The following is an 18,176-nucleotide window of genomic DNA, read 5'->3' as shown; positions in this document are numbered from 1 at the left end:
TACTTTTGTAGTAAAAGTTTTAAATCCTAAAAACAATTACCATGAGGACCATACGTTTGTTTGCCCTTTCCTGCCTGATGTTATTTGGCGTTGTCTCCTGTAAAAAGAAATTCGATGTCGACAAGATGTCTATTGATGATGCCAAATTTGAAACTTTTTTCGAAAGATATCCTGAATTTGCAGATTTTGAAGAGCAAATGACGGAATTGTATGAAAAACACCAGAACCATTTTATCTGGTATGATGATGGCGGAAGGGTCGAATTTGCTGAAGTACTGTACAACAGGGCGAGCCAGATTGGCGCTGAAGGGGTAGTGACAAAACTGCCTTACCGCGACAAGATTGCAGCCATTTATGACATCGACGAAAAGAAAAAACCCGAAACCGATAATGATTTGCTGATCAGCGGGATGTACTTTTTTTATACCAGCAAAGTGCTGGAAGGCCTCGATGCCGATAAAAGCAAGCAAACGGGCTGGTACCTTCCAAGGGAAAAAGGTGCTTATGTTGATTACCTTGATGCGCTGATGAAAGATCCTGACCTGATTAAAAAAGATGAAAAGGAACTTATCGGGCAATATTACAATCTACGCAAAGGACTGCAGCGTTACCGCGAAATCCAGAAAAAAGGCGGTTGGGGAAGCATTACCTGGCCTGAAGGGAAGAAGTCGCTCAAGCCCGGCGATAATGATCCCGGGATTGCGCAAATCAGGACCAGGCTGGCTATAGTGGGTGACCTGGCAGCCGATTCGAAAAGCACTGTGTTTGATGACGAACTGAAGGCCGGGTTAGCAAGGTATGAGCAGAGGCAGGGCCGTGCACCCGATAATATCATCACGCCTGCTTTGGTCAAGGAAATGAACGTGCCGGTGCAGGAGCGCATCAAGACCATCGTGGTAAATATGGAGCGCTGCCGCTGGATTGATCCCGATATCACCGAATCGAAAGAGCTGATTGCCGTAAATATCCCGTCGTACAGGCTCGTGTATTTCCGAGAAGGCAAGCCGGTCCTGGAGTCGAATGTCGTTGTGGGTAAGGAACTCAATAAAACGGTGGTTTTCAGCGGGAAAATGAGTTATCTGGTATTCAGTCCGTATTGGAATATCCCGCCGAGCATTATCAAAAAGGAAATACAGCCTGGCATTGATGCCGATCCTGATTATCTTGAAAAACACAACATGGAATGGAATAACGGGCAGGTCAGGCAGAAACCGGGTAATGAGAACTCTTTGGGGTTGGTGAAATTCATGTTTCCGAATTCGAACAACATTTACCTGCATGATACCCCTGCGAAAAGCCTGTTTTCAAAAGATACGCGTGCATTCAGCCATGGCTGCGTAAGGGTAGAGAAAGCGCGTGACCTTGCCGTCAAAATTCTGGACAGCGACAAAAACTGGAGTCCGGAAAAGATAGACGAAGCCATGCATGCAGGCAAGGAAAGCCATTATTCGCTGAAGCATAAAATTCCGGTATACATCGCCTATTTTACGGCAAGGGCTGATGAGAATGGCAATGTGAGTTTTTATGATGATGTGTACCAGCGAGACAACAGGCTGGCGCATTTATTGTATACCGAATAAGGATACTACAAATGCCACTATAATGTTATCATTCAATCCGTGATGATAGTCAGTGGAAATGTTTAACAGTTTTTGACAATCAGGGAAATAGATAGTTGTTTGTTTGGGGAAATCGCATATTTTTGCGCGGTTATTCCCAAGACAATGAAAAAACAATTACTCTCCCTGATTGCAACGTATTTGATAAGTCTTGCTGCGTTTGCGCAGCCCGGCACGACCTGTGATAATGCATTGATGATAGGTTCGCTGCCGTTCCAGGATGTCCAGAGCACCGGAAATTTCTCCAACACCATATCTGGCCCTCAGGGTAACTCCTGCGGAAACACGCCTGCTGCTACCAATTATCTTCAAGGCAATGATGTGTTTTACAAATACATCCCTTCGGTATCGGGCAATGTGAGTTTTATCATGACGCCGATCGGGTCGACTTATTCGTCTATGTTCATATATGAAGGCTGTTCCAATGTAGGGGTAAGCTGTATTGGAGGCGCAGCATCTCCGAACACCAACGCGCGGTCTGTAACGCTTTCGCTGACAGCCGGGACAACTTACATCATCCTGATTTCATCGAGTGCCAATACGCCCGGAATAACGTATAACCTGTTGTTGCAGGATGAAGCCTGTGGTCCTAAACCCGCTAATCCGTCAGTGTCTGCAATCACGGACGTTTCTGCAAACCTCACCTGGAATGCCGGTACGTTTTCTTCCTGGGAAGTCGCAGTACAGCCTGCGGGTGGCATGTTGCCGTCAGGAGCCGGAATTCCGGTAAATACGAATAATTATGCGCCGGAATTGCAGCCTCACACATCATATGAATATTGGGTCAGGGCAAAATGTACCGATAATACTGATGCTTTTACTGCATGGTCGGGGCCGGTGGCATTCAATTCTTCTTCCTGCAATCCGTCAAATGCGTGCACATACAGATTTATGCTTTTTGAATCCGGAAATGATGGATGGAATGGAGCGAGGATGCAGGTGAGGCAAAATGGCATCGTAATTGCGACATTAGGCAATAATTATTTCAGTTCATCTGCCTTCGTGAATGTTTCATTGTGCAATAATGAGCCTTTTGATGTGTATTGGCTGACCGAAGGGTCCGATCCGTACCAGTGTAAAATATCGATTTTGAACGCTTCTCAACAGTGTATTTATGTGATGCCGCAAGGTGCAGGAAATGCAGGCGATATCGTTTATACGGGTATGGCAAATTGCAGCCCGGTGTGTAATAGTATTCCACAAAATTTCCATGTCACGCAAGTTACAGCTACCAATGCAGTGTTAATTTGGGGTTCTCCGGCAACGGATTCCTGGGATATTTTCGTGACGACCAATCCGAATGAAATACCTTCACTGTCTACCGTTCCTACATACAATGATGTGACTGAAGATTTTTTCACTATAACTGATTTGGTGGAAAGCACATACTATTACGCTTATGTGAGGAACAGCTGTGATGTCGAGGCGCCGTGGGTCAAAACAGCTTTTCTTACCCATGAAAGTTGTCTTAAGCCTTTCGTGCTTGGTGCCGGAAATGCGACAACAACATCTGCAACGCTGACGTGGCAGTACGGCACACCTACAGACAATGCGTGGGAAATATTACTGATCCCGTCGGATGGGGTTAATATTCCTGTCCCCCCGGATAATCCGGTACTTCAACCCGGATGGCTGCTTTTGAGCCCGGATGCCTCACCTTATGTGCTTCCTGCCGGAACCCTGACAAATGCCACACGTTATTTTTATTTTATCAGGACAGTTTGTTCTTCAGAAGACAAGAGCAGCTGGGCAGGGCCTTACATTTTCAATACCGTGACCTGCGATGCGTCGGAAAAATGCAATTATAAGTTTGAATTGACCTGCAAACAGCCGTACCCAAGCTGGTATGGTGCGGAAATGCAGGTCAGGCAGAACGGGATTGTTGTGGCGACATTGGCAAATGCTTTCACCAATCCTGAAATTACCGTGCCGCTTTGCAATGGCGTGCCGTTTGACCTGTTATGGAGTGTCGCCGGAACCCATCCTTTGGATATTGGTGTCGAAATCAGGAATGCTTACAATGATTCCCTTTTTACATCCGGCCATGAAACGCCGCTGACTGTACTATACAGCGGCGTTGCCGATTGCACCCCACCAACCTGCCCTAAGCCGACTGCGCTGGCAGCCGATGCCATTGCAGCGACAACTGCCCATTTCACCTGGACCGAAACCGGAACGGCATCACAATGGGAAATCTTCGTAGCGCCTGTGGGATCAACGTTGCCGGTAAATGGCAATCCGTTGAACAGCGGTGGATTTTACCATGTCGTGGATACGGCTTCGTATAATGCTGCCGGACTTTTGCCATTAACGGATTATGTAGCTTATGTCAGGGCCGTATGTTCATCAAATGACACAGGCAACTGGACTTTGGTAAATCCATTGCTTTTTACAACAAAACCGGCTAATGATGAATGTGCGGATGCCATAGTGGTACCTGTAAATCCCACGATGAATGAAATCCTGTATGCTTCCGGATCTACTGAAGGCGCTTCAACATCATCACAATCTTCGTCGTCAGCATGTCAGGTTGTTACGGCATTAGACGTGTGGTTTAGCTTTGTAGCAACGTCCAAAACGCATTTCGTGAAGATCAGCAACGTAGACCCAAGTACACAGACCGTCTTTTTTTCAGTCTATTCAGGAAGTGATTGCCAGAACCTGCAGCCTCTATTTTGCGGGAATGGCAATACAAGTTTTGCATCCAACTTTGTGATAGGGAATACCTATAAGATAAGGGTATACACTTCATCGGGGCTGCCTCTTACGCCCGCTTCCTTTAATGTCATTGTGACCACGCCAAATCCTGCAACAAATGATTTATGCAGCGATGCCATTGAGATTCCGGTAAATAATGGCGTATGTGACACGGTTGTATTTGGCTCAATGATCAACGCTACAACGTCTCCTTTTACATCTACCTGCGGCGGCGGTAATACTTATGACGTATGGTTCAAGTTTACGGCGATATCCAATTCGCAAATCATTTCACTTCTGGATTTTTATGGTTCGGGAACTGATGTTAAACACGCCATATATACCGGATCGTGCGGAAATATGCAGTTGTTCTACTGTTCTAATACTCGGGAGTATTCCAAAAGGGACAATTATATCGTAGGGCAAACTTACTACCTCAGGATTTCAGCATCGTCGCAATCGGTACCAACGTGTAATTTTAACATCTGCATCAAGTCATTATCGACTTGTGAGAATGCGGAATCTTATTGTGGATCAGCAACAGGCGAACCATTTATTTTTGCCAATACGTCGGGAACTCCTAATGACCAGCAGGTCGCGTGTCTTGGATCGATACCCAACCCTACTTTTTATAAGTTAAGGATAGGGCAATCGGGACCAATTACATTTGATATCGTACAGAATGAACTTTTTGATTCATCAGGAAACCCGATAGGCCAATATCTTGATGTTGATTATGTGGCCTGGGGTCCGTTTGCCGACGGGGAAAGTTGTGACCAGATCCTGATGGCGGAATGTGCCACTTGCCCTAACAATACCAATGACCCTGCCTTTTATCCTTACGGGAATATCGTGGATTGCAGCTATGCTTCAAGCTTTACCGAAACATTGCATATCCCCAATGCAGTTGCAGGGGAATATTATGTGCTGCTCATCACAAATTATAACGGAGATCCGGGATATGTGAGCATGAGACAAAGCAATTTCGGGCAGTCCGGGGCCGGTTCAACAGTGTGTGGAGACAAGATACAACTTGTCGCATTCCTTGATGAGAATGGCAATGGCATCAAAGACAATGCGGAAGTGAACTTCACCAAAGGCAACTTCACCTATCAGAAAAATGGCCTCGATCCAGCAGTCAATATAGCCACTTCAAACGGTCAATACAATCTTTATGATTTCAATGCGGCGAATACCTACGATTTCAATTTCCATGTTTTTCCTGAATTTGCAGGGTATTATGCAGTAGCCGCGACTGATTTCAGCAATATCAGTATTCCGGCAGGCAGTGGGGTCAATACCTTATATTTCCCGGTGACTTTGATGCAGGCTTATGAAGACTTATCAGTAAGCATCACTCCGGAGAGCCAACCCCTGGCAGGAGATACTTATGTCAATAAAATCATATATAAAAATGAAGGGACAAGCACCATCTCTGGAACGCTCACCTTCACGAAAGATGTACACGTGGTAATCAACAGCATTGCACAGGCGGGAACAATTGCAACAGCCAGCGGATTCACCTACGCGTTTACAGCATTGGAACCATCGGAAACACGCTCATTCAACGTCGTGATGAACGTTCCGCCTTTGCCGGTGGTGAATATCAATGATATGCTGTCCAATGCAGTAAGTATTTCTGGCGCTGCTGCAGATGTCAACCTGCCTGATAACACTGCGACAGTTACACAGGCTGTTTCAGCATCTTTTGATCCGAATGATAAAACCGAATCGCATGGCGGGATTGTCGATATTGCCGAATTAAATAATGATGGGTATTTATTTTACACCATCCGTTTCCAGAATACCGGAACGGCGATTGCTAAAAATATAAGGCTGGAAGATACGCTCGATTCACAACTTGACGCAAACAGCCTGCGTATGGTTTCTGCAAGCCACCCCTATGTTCTCGAGGGTTCCGGCAATCATTTGACATGGCATTTTGATAACATCGGACTGTCGCCTGAGATTGCAGATGCCGATGCAAGCCATGGCTATGTTACGTTTAAGGTCAGGCCTAAAACAGGATTTGCTGTCGCAGATGTCATTTCAAATACTGCCGGAATTTATTTTGATTCCAATCCTGCAATTGAAACCAATACCGTGCAGACAGAAATCTCGGCATTTTTGGGTATCCAGACTTTTGATTTGTCAAATATTCATGTTTACCCGAATCCGGCGAATACTATGGTATATGTAAGTCTTCAGCATACCGCAGAAAATCTCGGGCAGGTTGCCCTTTATGATGTTTTGGGAAATACAGTAAAAAAGGTGGAAGCGAATCACAACGGAAGTTTATCTATTGATATTTCTGGTTTGGCTAAAGGGGTGTACCTCCTGGAAGTCTCAACAATGTCGCATTCAAGGCTCATTAAGAAATTGATAGTTGATTAAATGGATTAATCAGTAATGGAAACCAGGTTTATATGCCTGGTTTTTTGTTTTAGGTAAATTAACAAATAATGTATTTTGTTGATAATAAATTGTCTAAAACTATTACATTTGGTAAAAATCTATCTCCCGATCATGAAAAAACAATTACTCAAAACGTTTCTGGGTTTCTTTTTGCTGCTGTCTGTTTCGGTTTTTGCACAACCGGGCACTACATGTGAGAACCCTATTTCAATTGCGCTTCCATACCAGGATATTAACGATACGGCTAATTTCTTAGACACTTTTGATGCATTGCAGGGGACATCCTGCGGCGTTAATCCGCCTAATGCAAATTGTGTCGGGGGGAAGGACGTGTTTTACAGCTTCCACGCTACCGCGGATAGGTTGGTCAATATCAAGCTGAAGCCACTCAACTCGGTTACGCGTTCTTCAGTGTTTGTATATGATGGTTGCGCCAACGTAGGAGTGAGTTGTATTGGCGGGGCTTCCAATGCCAATGCGGGCGTCAGGAATGTTACCGTGTCAGTGCTTGAGGGCCATGATTACATCGTATTGGTTTCTTCAGGCCTGCCAACACAAACGTTTTCCTACAATCTCTTAATCCAGACAGAAGATTGTCTTCCTATACCAACAAATGGGAACATCGATGGTGTTACTTTAAATACGGCCCATCTTTTTTGGGATGCACAGGGTTATTCTTCCTGGGAAGTCGCCGTGCAGCCTTTAGGCTCTTTAGTGCCGTCCGGGGCAGGTATACAGGTTAATACTCCGGAGTACAATGCGTCCGGTTTGGTTTCGGGTACGCAATATGAGTATTGGGTGCGTGGGGAATGTACAGCAGGTACTGGCGTGTGGACAGCATGGGCAGGGCCATTTGCATTTGATACGATGGTATGCGATGCTTCTCAAACGTGTAATTATACCTTCAGGATCAGCAACACAAGTGCGTCAGGTTGGGGAACTGCCAGAATGCAGGTGCGTCAGAATGGTCTGGTAGTGGCTACCTTAGGATCACAATTGGTAACCGGGACCGGTCCGGTTGATGTGGGCGTTCCGCTGTGTGATGGTGTTCCGTTTGATTTATACTGGAATGCCCTTGGAAGCAATATGGCACAAAAGAACATTTCAATATTAAATTCATTTGGGCAGACAATTTATACAAAACCAGCAGGATTGGTTTCTTTAAATGGGGTGCTTTATGACGATGTTGTCGCGTGTGATGCGCCGAGGTGCGACCTTACTCCGACTGATGTGACTGTCGAAAATGTAACCCATTCAGGCGCTACAATCAACTGGTCAGCCGCGGCTACCACATCGTGGGATATCTGTATCCTTCCGGCAGGAAGCCCGGCACCCACAGCAGATACGGTACCCACTTATGATGATGTTGCTCCGGCAACAACGTCATTTACGACAACACTGCCATTGCCGGCAGATGAGTGTTATAAGGTTTATGTGCGGGTAAACTGTACGCCGGAACCTTCGGCCTGGTCCGTATCGACTGCAAATTCGGTTTTCTGTACTGTGCCATTATGCCCTAAGCCTATAGATGCTGGTGTAATAGCAGCAAGTATAACGAATACTTCGGCTACATTCACCTGGAATCCCGGCGATACTGCCGACACCCAATTTGAGTTGGTATTGATAGCAGGGCCAAATGCCCCCACACTGCCAGGAACAGATACTCCTGCGACTTACGTATTTAGCGTCCCGGTGGGAGGCCCGTATATTTTTACAGCTACCGACCTCAATCCTGCTACTACATATTATGCCTTTATAAGATCGAGTTGTACGCCGACAGGCGTAAGTAAATGCACGCCATTTCCTGTATTCAATACCTTAACCTGTAACGACCAGGAAAAGTGCGGGTACAAGTTTCTGTTGACAAGCCCCGCAGGCAATAGCTGGAATGGTGCCAAAATACAAATCAAGCAAAACGGCATTATCGTTGCGATATTAGGTGAAACCCAAATTAATACACCAGCTGGGATCACTGTTCCTTTGTGCAATGGGGTTCCTTTTGACGTTTTTTGGAGCGTTGCAGGGACCACGCCTGAAAATATCGGGGTATCGATCCAGAACCCATTCCTTGACATCCTGTATACTAAACTCCCTGGAACCGGCACTCCCAATACGGTGCTGTTTGCCGCTGTAGGCGATTGTATCCAGCCGGCTTGTGCTAAACCTACAAACATAACTGTATCAAACATCACATCAGGTTCCGCTACATTGCAATGGACAGACACCTCCGTGCCGGCAGCTCCTGGATATGCATTGTATATCGTTCCGACAGGAGGGCCTGGACCATCAAATAACCCGCCAACGGCAGCTACAATTACCCAGGTTACAAATCCATTTACAGTGAGTGCTGCTACAGGCTATGCGTTGTCACCTTCAACATCGTATACATTTTATGTGAAATCATTATGCTCCGCTTCAGTGGAGAGTACATGGTCGATATTATCTCCTGTGACATTCATAACTGCACCGCTGAATGACAATTGCGCTGATGCCATTCCGGTTACTATAAACAACACCCAGCAGTGCGTTGCGACAAATAACGTACACGGCAATACTTACGGCGCTACAGCCAGTGCGGATGCGCCAGCGGGTACAGCGTCAGGCTGCTTTACCACGGATGACGACGTATGGTTTAAATTTACAGCAACGGCTCCTTCGCTTAGCATCAACTTCTATAACATGGTGGGGACCCCGGCTTCGGTTAAGGTCAGCCATACTTTATATTCAGGGACATGCGGGGCATTTACAAAACTATATTGCAGTAGTACGGCCAACACTACGGCCAAGAACCTGATTGTTGGGCAGATGTATTACATCAGGGTGTATACTCCTGGATCTGATCCGGAACAGTATGTAAACTTTGACTTGTGCATCACTGCCCCACCAGCTAACGATGAGGTTGAGGATGCGGCGCCGGTATCGGTAAGTCCGGTTTGGGCATGCAATCCGTCGCTGAATGTAGTGGGGAATACTTTAGGGGCAACTGCTTCGCTCCCAAATGTTACGGGTGCAGGATGCGGTGGCTCTGATGATGACGTCTGGTTTAGCTTTGTGGCAACAAGCAACATCAATATTATCGCTATTAATGATATTATTACTACCAATACCAATGTTGCAGTGAATCATACGCTTTTTTCAGGGGTGCCTGGGGATCTTGTTAAAATATATTGCAGTTCATTTAATGAAAGTGTGGCACAAGGACTGACAATCGGCGCGACATACTATATCAGGGTGTATACTTCCGGAACTAATGCGGGTGCATCAGCTTCATTCCATGTTTGTGTGAGTACGCCGCCGCCGCCGTTTAATAACGATGAGTGCGCCACAGCTATAGATATCGATGCCAGCCCGACCTATGAATGTAATACGCTTACACACGGTAGCCTTATAGGCGCGACCCAATCCACTATGTCAGTCACTTCATGCCTCACCGGGCAGGATGACGATGTGTGGTTTAAATTTACGGCCGTATCGGCCCATCAGGTTATTTCATTATTAAATGTTTATGGCACCACAGTAAACCTTAACCATGCGGTGTATTCAGGAACCTGTGGAAGCATGGTATTGAAATATTGCAGTACGGCTAATGAACTCACCAGTCATGCTTTGAATTTTGTTATTGGAGAGACTTACTATCTCCGCGTGTGGTCAAATGCTGCGACGAGCCAGGTAGTGGTCTTCGATGTTTGCGTGAAATCGGTATCCTCATGTGAAAATGCCCAGTCTTTTTGTGGCTCTTCGTCGGATGACCCTTACATTTTCAGGAATACTTCGGGCGTACCAAATTCTGACCAGGTAGCTTGCCTGGGGTCGATTCCTAATCCGACTTACTACGTTTTGAAGATAAGTGAATCAGGTACTTTGGCTTTCAATATATTGCAGAATACCGAGTTTGGCATCAACGGGGAACCGACAGGCACGTACCTTGATGTGGATTTTGCAGCCTGGGGTCCGTTTGAGGATAATGCTTCTTTTTGTAGTGATATCGCTTTTGTTGACTGTCCAAGTTGCCCGAATAATACAAACGGTCAGTCATTTTATCCTTTTGGGAATATTGTAGATTGCAGCTATGATGCTTCATTCGCAGAAACCATGACCATTCCGAATGCAGTTGCAGGACAGTACTATGTGGTACTGATCACAAACTTTAACGGGAATGACGGGTATATCCGGATTTCACAAACCAACGCCGGGGAGCCAGGAGCCGGAAGCACGGTTTGTGCAGACAAGGTACGCCTGATCGCTTACGTCGATGCGAATAACAATGGTGTGAAGGATGATGGCGAACTGAACTTTACAGAAGGCAACTTCATTTACCAGAAAAATGACTCAGGGCCGTTCATGAATATTTCTTCGCAAACGGGCAATTACGATTTGTACAGTAGTGATCCATCTGATAGTTATGACTTCACATACCAGATTTTCCCTGAATTTGCACCTTATTATACAGCCGCTTCGACGGGTTTCAGCAATATCAGCGTGTCCGAAGGCAGTGGAAGCCAATTGCTGTATTTCCCATTGACCCCGATCCAGCCATATGATGATGTGTCTGTGAATTTTGTTTCTGTCGATGTACCGTTGCCGGGATCTAATTACCACAATATGATTGTGTACAAAAACAAGGGGCTTCAACCGGCATCAGGAACGATTACCTTTACAAAGGATGAGGCGGTTACGGTGACTGCTGTGAGTCAAAGCGGGGTCACAATGACTCCGAATGGCTTTACCTATAATTTTTCAGGATTATTGCCGTACGAAACAAGGATTATTAATGTAACGATGGCCGTACCTTCAATACCTGAAGTGAGCTTAGGCCAGTTGCTCAACAATACAGCATCAATTACGAGTACTTTGGCCGATGTCCATCAACTTGACAATTCGGCATCAATAACCCAGACCATATTTGGCTCATTCGATCCTAACGATAAAACGGAATTGCATGGCGGTGAAGTGGATATCAATGATTTGGACAATGGCGGATATCTTTATTACACCATCCGCTTCCAGAACACCGGTACCTACCAGGCCACCAATGTAAGGCTTGAGGATGTTCTGGATGATATGCTGGATGAAAGCAGCCTGCGTGTCGTATCGGCAAGCCACAATTATGATCTGTTGCGTACGGGGAATCACCTGACATGGGAATTTACAAATATCGATCTTCCTGCTGCTGCTAATAATGAGGAGGAAAGTCACGGTTATGTTGCTTTTAAGGTAAAACCTAAACCGGGTTACGTTATTGGAGATGTCATTTCAAATGAAGCCAGTATTTATTTTGATTCTAATCCAGCGATCGTGACCAACACCGTGCAGACACAGGTTTCAGCGCCGCTTAGTACCGAAGAGTACAGTGATTTAAATGTAGTGTTATATCCGAATCCGACAAATACTTTGGTGAACATTAATCTTCATCATACAACAGAAATTCTGGACCAGGTTACGCTTTATGATGTTTTGGGTAAAGCTGTAAAGCAGGTAAAAGCAAGTCATCCAGGGCAAATTGCTGTTGATGTGTCCGGTTTGGCTAAAGGTGTTTATATGGTTGAAATCCAAACAGCATCCAAGCTAAGGGTTATTAAGAAACTGGTAATAAACTAAATAACTGCCAATTAAAAAAAGTCCGGTTTATCAGCCGGACTTTTTTATGCCGATAATTTAGATTTTGAACATTTTCGTAAATAGTTGTTGCAAATACAAATAATGGTTGTATATTTGCACCCGAAACAGCGCGGGATAGAGCAGTAGGCAGCTCGTCGGGCTCATAACCCGAAGGTCACAGGTTCGAGTCCTGTTCCCGCTACTAAGCAAGACCCATCGACATTGTCGGTGGGTTTTTTGCTTTCTGCATCTCAGTTATTATAAGCTGTAATTTAAGTTTAAGCTCCATCTGTAATTGGCTTCTACACGTCCGCCTGCCAGGTTCTGGGTGATAGGCAACATCACATTTGCTCCTGCGGAAAATTTCTTTTTGCCTATCTCCACACCAACCTTACCTAAAAGAATATCACCAGAGGTTTTTCTTACCAATACCCCATGTTGGTAATTGCTTCCGTAAACTTCACCTGCAAAACCCGCCTGCGGAGCGATGGAAAATTGCTGCTTTTCGTACAGGTAAAAAAAAGTTCCTGCATAATTGAACTGATTGCCGAAACGATATTGTTTGTCGTTTTCAGCCTTGACGGTATAGTTAAGCATGGTATTCAACCCAAACCTTTTTCTTTTAACGATGTACTCCGTCGCAAAAAGATAATCCCAGCTTCCTGTGCCAACCTGAAAGCTTGGATTTACGGCACCCGCATTGGCTTCGTCAAATTTCCCGGTGGGTGCTTTTATACCACCTCCCAGTTGCAGCGTATGAACAAACAAAGTACTGTCCCTATGGGTCTGATATAAGCGGTACATCGCCAAAACAGTAATATCCCCGATGCCGTTGATGTTCTGGATCCCCGTTGCGGTTTCCCTGTTATGAAAATGATACGGCAGCAAGGCAGAAATCTGGATCTTCTTGTAAACAGGAATCCTTGCCCATACCTGCAGCGTATTGAAATCTTCATTGTACCACGGTGAATTGCTGTAGAGCCCATCCGAGCTTTTATAATTTTGATTGAAATAACGGATGCCCACGAAATTGGAATTCAGCATTGATGCAAATCCCATACTGCCGCCGCTTGCAGAGCAGCCACAGGCATCACACATACCCTTTGCTGTAATAACATGTCTGTAGTATTCCCTGAAAATGCCTGGTCCTGTAACACTGTCCTTTTCCGTTGCGTTTGCAAATTGGAAAGCCAGCAGGACCAATAATATATATTTCTTCATTTAAGTTAAAGAGGTTTAAAAGCAGTTGACCGTAGCCAACTGCTTATAATTGTATTAGTCGTTGTGAACATGGTCAACAGCAAACATACCGGAAAGATTAGCCGTAATCAGTGACAGGTTTTCACCGCTCGTAATCATCGCACCCATTCCGCTTACGTTGTTGTCAGTCAGTTTGATTTTATGGGTTCCGTCGATAACTTTCTCAACGTCTGCAAAGATGTGGACATCAGGGGTGATTGTCGTCCTTACCAGCGCCATATCGGGAAAATCCAGCGTTACATCGGTATAGTTGTAATTTGAATCTGATTTCGCGGTTTGGATCATAAAAGGAGTCGGAGTAATAACGGTTGCCGAAGTAAACATCCCTTCAAAAAGCAAATGCTTATAACCTGCGTTCCATGACAAGGCCATGCCTTCACTTTGGGCTGCAGCGAAGAAGTCACCCTGAGCCGTTTCACCCAGGTTGTATTGGCTTTCATCGACACCTATGCCAAATTTTATCTTTGTGTAATTACCCGCAGGAATGTGCTCCAGTTCCAGGACATGCGTGGCTTCGTTAGCTTCACTGACGATAAAATAGCTTTCTGATTTTGGATATATGAAAACGGTTCCGTCTTCCCTGATCAGTTCGATGTTGCTGATGATATACTTCACATCCGAGATGTTTAGTGTTTCGCCTTGGGAAGTTGCATTCCCTTGTGCGTTGAGGATTAAGTTTGCGCTGCCGAATACATTGTCAAATTCGACATCGATTTTTCCCTGGCCAGACGTGGAATGGTTATCGTCATCATTGGCGCAGGAAGCCAAAGCAATGGCTATTGCCGTTATGGCAAGACTATTTTTTAATTGAAATTTCATTTTTAAAGGTTGGAAAGTTTGGTTCAGGGCATCGCGCCCCAAACAATTATGGACATAGGTTCATTAGGCTCAAAAAACAACGAAGCCTTAAAATAGATAATTGAAAATTTACACCGAAAGGTTGGGCGGATGGAAAGTAGCGCAGCTATCCAGGTGCGAATACAGATTGGAATATTCAATGCAAACGCCCGGGTTTTGGATGATTTGTGCCGGTGCGAAAATTACCGTCTTAATTTCCTGGAAAAACAATAATTCCGCTTCTTTTGCAGCTGCCTTTTTATCGGCTGGCTTATCGCCGTCGGCCGCTTTTGCCATTTCCTTCATAAGATGGCATTTCCCGTTACATTTCATCTGGGGTTTGTCCTTGTTTTCGCAAAGGACTGTGGCAATGTAATTGTAATTGGCAAAATACTCCACTATCGGGAACAAAGGCTTGAACAGGATAAAAAAAGCCAATATGATTAGTGTTTTCTGCACGTGGCAAAAATATTCCATAATTCGGAATTGACCAAAGTTTGCAGCATATATAAGTTTGAATTTGGTTACAAAATTCCTTGTCGTATCTTTGTCAGCATAAGTAAAAGAATTTGGCGGCCAAGTTACCTAAGACAGCAGCGTTTTCTCTACTCAATCCAGATTTTCAGATTCCATTATTCCATCAAATCTGAAATCAAAAATCAAAATTCCATGGCACACAAAGCAGGCTTCGTCAATATTATCGGAAATCCAAATGTAGGCAAATCAACATTAATGAATGCCTTTGTCGGCGAACGGCTGTCTATCATCACTTCGAAGGCGCAAACCACCCGGCACCGCATTTTGGGAATTGTGAATGGCGAGGATTTTCAGGTGGTTTTGTCTGATACGCCCGGAATCATCAAACCGGCATATGAGATGCAGGAATCCATGATGAACTTCGTGAAATCGGCTTTTGAAGATGCGGATGTGCTGATTTATATGGTAGAAATAGGGGAGAAGGAGCTTAAAGATGATGCTTTTTTCAACAAAATCATTTATGCCAAAATCCCGGTGCTTCTGCTGCTGAATAAAATCGACAACTCCCACCAGGAGCAACTCGAGGAACAGGTTGGTTTCTGGAAAGAGAAAGTACCGAATGCCGAGATTTTCCCCATATCGGCATTGAAGAATTTTAACGTGCCCGAAGTGTTCAGCCGCATTTTGGAACTGCTTCCGGAATCACCTCCCTATTACCCAAAAGATGCGTTGACCGACAAGCCGGAGCGTTTCTTCGTAAACGAAACCATACGCGAGAAAATCCTTTTAAACTACAGCAAGGAAATCCCATACGCCGTAGAAATTGAAACCGAGGAATTCCTCGAAGACGACGATATCATCCGCATCCGTGCCGTAATTATGGTAGAGCGCGATACGCAAAAGGGCATCATCATCGGTCATAAGGGAGCTGCACTGAAGAAAGTAGGAATGGAATCCAGGGCCGATCTTGAGAAATTTTTCGGCAAGCAAATCCACATTGAATTGTATGTAAAAGTCAACAAGAACTGGCGCAGCGATGCACGGCAATTAAGGCGTTTCGGGTATAATTAATTTTTGGGCGTGCCCCTGCGGGTCGGGCTGTCCGCTATATCTTTTCCAGCCTTCGTTGCACTTCGGCCATAAAAGGATGCCGCTTCCATCCCTCACGCATCTAGTCGGAATTGAGTAACATTTTCCTACAATTCCATAAATGATTTTTACGGTGTTTTTAGAAATTTACGATATATAAATTCCTAAAATGACTGTTATGAAAACGCCACTATCAATAGGGTTGGCTGCGATTTTTGCCACAAGCCTCCTGGTCTCCTGTAAATGTAATGACGACAGAAAGCCCGTCCCTGTCACAGAAACCAATACCAGTACCACGGTAGTTACAGAAACCACAACGATTGACACTGCTGATCAGGATGCTGCAAACACGGCGAATCCAGCAGGCACTGCCCCGAATGCTAAATCGGCTACAGTGAAGCAAACTTCCAAATCTACTGTGAAATCCGGTAAATCCAAAAGCAATGAAGATCCGGATATCCTCATCACGCGTACCAAAGATGGTACCGATGCAGAAAACCACGACGGAAATCCATATACAAAAAATGACCAGACACCACAGCCTACCGGCCCCCCTATAAAATAAATTAACGAGCTGTTTTGTTAATCCCGCTTCTGGTTTCAGGGGCGGGTTTTTTGATTTCAAAATTTACCAATTAAAAACACTACCTTTGCAAAATATTTCAAAAAAGACCATGAGCAATATCGTCGCAATAGTAGGAAGGCCAAACGTAGGAAAATCAACTTTATTTAATCGTCTGATTAAGAGAAGGGAAGCGATTGTCGATTCGGTTGCCGGGGTAACCCGTGACCGTAATTATGGCAAGAGCGAATGGAACGGTAAAGAGTTCTCGGTAATCGATACCGGAGGTTATGTTCGCGGATCAGACGATGTATTTGAAGGCGAAATCCGCAAACAGGTCGAACTTGCCATTGACGAATCCGATGTCATTATCTTCGTTGTCGATGTCGAGGAAGGCATTACGCCGATGGATGATGCCGTAGCGAAACTATTGCGTAAAGTCACCAAACCCGTACTGCTTGCCGTAAACAAAGTCGACAACGCCATGCGTGAAAAAGATGCCGTCGAATTTTACAACCTCGGCCTGGGCGAATACTATACTTTTGCCAGTATTTCCGGAAGCGGTACCGGAGAATTGCTCGATGCGCTTATCGACGCTTTCCCCGTTAGGCCGGAACCGGTGCAGGAAGAAACCGAGTTGCCCCGCTTTGCCGTCGTAGGCCGCCCGAATGCCGGAAAATCAAGCTTCATCAATGCACTTATCGGGGAAGATCGTTATATTGTCACTGATATTGCGGGAACGACCCGTGACGCCATTGATACTAAATTCAACCGCTTCGGGTTCGAGTTCAATCTTATGGACACAGCAGGGATCCGCAGGAAAGCGAAGGTGAAGGAAGATCTCGAATTTTATTCGGTAATGCGTTCTGTGCGCGCAATCGAACACGCCGATATCTGCATCCTCATTATCGATGCCACAAGAGGTTTCGAAGGACAGGACCAAAGTATTTTCTGGCTTGCCGAAAAGAACAGGAAAGGCGTTGTGATTCTCGTCAATAAATGGGATCTGGTAGAAAAGGATACCATGTCGACGCGCGATTACGAGGCTAAAATCCGTAAGGAAATCGAGCCATTCACGGATGTGCCTATTTTATTCGTATCGGCCCTGACCAAGCAACGTTTGCTCAAAGCGCTCGAATCCTCCGTCCAGGTTTTTGAAAACCGCAAGCAGCGCATCCCCACGTCAAAATTCAATGAGCACATGCTTAAGGTGATTGAAAGTTACCCACCGCCGGCGCTCAAAGGAAAATATGTAAAGATCAAATACTGCATGCAATTGCCCACCAATACGCCGCAATTTGTGTTTTTTGCCAACCTTCCGCAATATGTGAAAGACCCGTACAAGCGTTTCCTTGAAAACAAAATACGCGAGAAATGGGATTTTGCAGGCGTCCCGATTGATATTTACATCCGCGAGAAATAGTAGGCAGTCGCAGTATTCAGGATGCGACTGTAACTCACCGCAAACTGCCACTGCATAGTAGTTATGGCGCGTCCCTGCGGGTCGGGCTGTACGCTCTATCTTTTATTTTGTAACCCTTCCGCTGCGCTCAGGGTTAAAAATAAAAGGATGCCGCTGCCATCCCTCGCGCGGCTTCTCGTAGTTTTGGCGATCTGTCAAA

The 18,176-nt window shown here is 45.2% G+C and carries 9 protein-coding genes and 1 tRNA gene; 7 read left to right on the top strand and 3 right to left on the bottom strand.

The window, feature by feature from the left end; translation table 11 throughout:
* Positions 1-41: 41 nt before the first annotated feature.
* The 4 genes from HYN49_RS01035 (at position 42) to HYN49_RS01020 (ending at position 12,531) form a co-directional block, all read left to right on the top strand.
* Positions 42-1,580, top strand: coding sequence for a L,D-transpeptidase family protein (locus HYN49_RS01035; RefSeq protein ID WP_108902386.1), 1,539 nt, complete (start codon positions 42-44; stop codon positions 1,578-1,580).
* 144 nt (positions 1,581-1,724) lie between these two features.
* Positions 1,725-6,710, top strand: a complete 4,986-nt coding sequence (locus HYN49_RS01030; RefSeq protein ID WP_108902385.1) for a DUF7619 domain-containing protein — start codon at positions 1,725-1,727, stop codon at positions 6,708-6,710.
* Positions 6,711-6,842: 132 nt separating this feature from the next.
* Entirely contained in the window at positions 6,843-12,329 is a 5,487-nt protein-coding gene (locus HYN49_RS01025) for a DUF7619 domain-containing protein (RefSeq protein WP_108902384.1), read from the top strand.
* Between the two features lie 129 nt (positions 12,330-12,458).
* Positions 12,459-12,531, top strand: a tRNA-Met gene (locus tag HYN49_RS01020).
* Positions 12,532-12,587: 56 nt separating this feature from the next.
* Here the strand turns inward: HYN49_RS01020 and HYN49_RS01015 are convergent.
* The 3 genes from HYN49_RS01015 to HYN49_RS01005 form a co-directional block, all read right to left on the bottom strand.
* The gene (locus tag HYN49_RS01015) at positions 12,588-13,550 is read right to left on the bottom strand and encodes a transporter (protein ID WP_108902383.1); all 963 of its coding nucleotides are present in this window, start codon (positions 13,548-13,550) and stop codon (positions 12,588-12,590) included.
* A 54-nt stretch (positions 13,551-13,604) separates the two neighbouring features.
* Positions 13,605-14,408: an MbnP family protein gene (locus tag HYN49_RS01010; protein ID WP_108904900.1), complete on the bottom strand. Its 804-nt coding sequence runs from the start codon at positions 14,406-14,408 to the stop codon at positions 13,605-13,607.
* 108 nt (positions 14,409-14,516) lie between these two features.
* On the bottom strand, positions 14,517-14,903 hold the full coding sequence (locus HYN49_RS01005) for a hypothetical protein (protein ID WP_245892231.1): 387 nt from the start codon (positions 14,901-14,903) through the stop codon (positions 14,517-14,519).
* Positions 14,904-15,095: 192 nt separating this feature from the next.
* Between HYN49_RS01005 and era the strand changes: the two genes are divergently transcribed.
* The 3 genes from era (at position 15,096) to der (ending at position 17,977) form a co-directional block, all read left to right on the top strand.
* Entirely contained in the window at positions 15,096-15,974 is an 879-nt protein-coding gene (gene era / locus HYN49_RS01000; protein WP_108904898.1) for a GTPase Era, read from the top strand.
* 196 nt (positions 15,975-16,170) lie between these two features.
* Positions 16,171-16,557, top strand: coding sequence for a hypothetical protein (locus HYN49_RS00995; protein ID WP_146185026.1), 387 nt, complete (start codon positions 16,171-16,173; stop codon positions 16,555-16,557).
* Between the two features lie 109 nt (positions 16,558-16,666).
* Positions 16,667-17,977, top strand: coding sequence for a ribosome biogenesis GTPase Der (der, locus tag HYN49_RS00990; protein WP_108902381.1), 1,311 nt, complete (start codon positions 16,667-16,669; stop codon positions 17,975-17,977).
* The last annotated feature ends 199 nt before the right edge of the window (positions 17,978-18,176 follow it).

Origin of the sequence: Flavobacterium pallidum, assembly GCF_003097535.1 — a bacterium.
GTDB lineage: Bacteria > Bacteroidota > Bacteroidia > Flavobacteriales > Flavobacteriaceae > Flavobacterium > Flavobacterium pallidum.
This window is presented reverse-complemented; position numbering and strand designations above follow the sequence as displayed.